General features: G+C 73.4%; 1 protein-coding gene. It reads right to left on the bottom strand.

The genetic code is table 11. From position 1 onward, the window contains the following. A partial coding sequence (locus KUM32_RS42015; protein ID WP_217146864.1) for a TetR/AcrR family transcriptional regulator occupies positions 1–491 on the bottom strand: 491 nt, incomplete at its 3' end. Between the last annotated feature and the right edge of the window lie 242 nt (positions 492–733).

Raw genomic sequence — 733 nt, forward strand, 5'->3', positions numbered from 1 at the left:
ACGAGCAGGGCGTTGAGCACGGCCGGGTCGGGGCGGGTGGTGAGTTCACCGCGCGCGGTCGCGTGGTCGAGGATCTCGGTCAGGGTCCGGCGCTGGGCCCCCAGGTACCTCTCGGTGAACCGGTCGTGGAGCGCGGGGTCGGCGTGGATGTCGGCCAACAGGCCGGGGACCGTCCCCGGCGGCGGAGCCGCCATGGCCTCCGCGACCTCGGCGAGCACGGCGGCCAGGTCGGCGCGGAGCGACCCGCGGTCGGGCGGCACGGCCAGGAACCGGTCCGGCAGCAGGACATCGAAGATCATCTCTTGCTTGGTGGCGTGGCGCCGGTAGATCGCCGCCTTACCCACGCCGGCCCGCGCGGCCACCTCGGCCATCGTGAGGCGCGGGTACCCCACCTCGACCAGCAGCTCCCGGACGGCGGTGGCGATGGCGTCGTCGACGCGGCTGTCCCGGGGCCGGCCCCCGGGGTTACGTGCTTGCTTTCGAGCGGGCATGGGCGCATCATACGGAACCAGGAGTAACGAAACCGGCGGTTCCAAAACGATCGGTCTCGTTACTCCGTCGCGACCGCACCCGGCACGCCGTCCGCGCTGAGGAGCGTGGCCCGGGCAGGCGCCGTCGCGGCCATCGACGGGCGGCCGGCCGCACCACCGCCGGTTCCGGCCCCATCGGCAGAGCACACCCGCTCGGGAGGAACAACCGATGCGCATCCCGAAAGCCGCCCACACCGCACAGC

Source organism: Streptomyces sp. AC627_RSS907 (assembly GCF_019049165.1).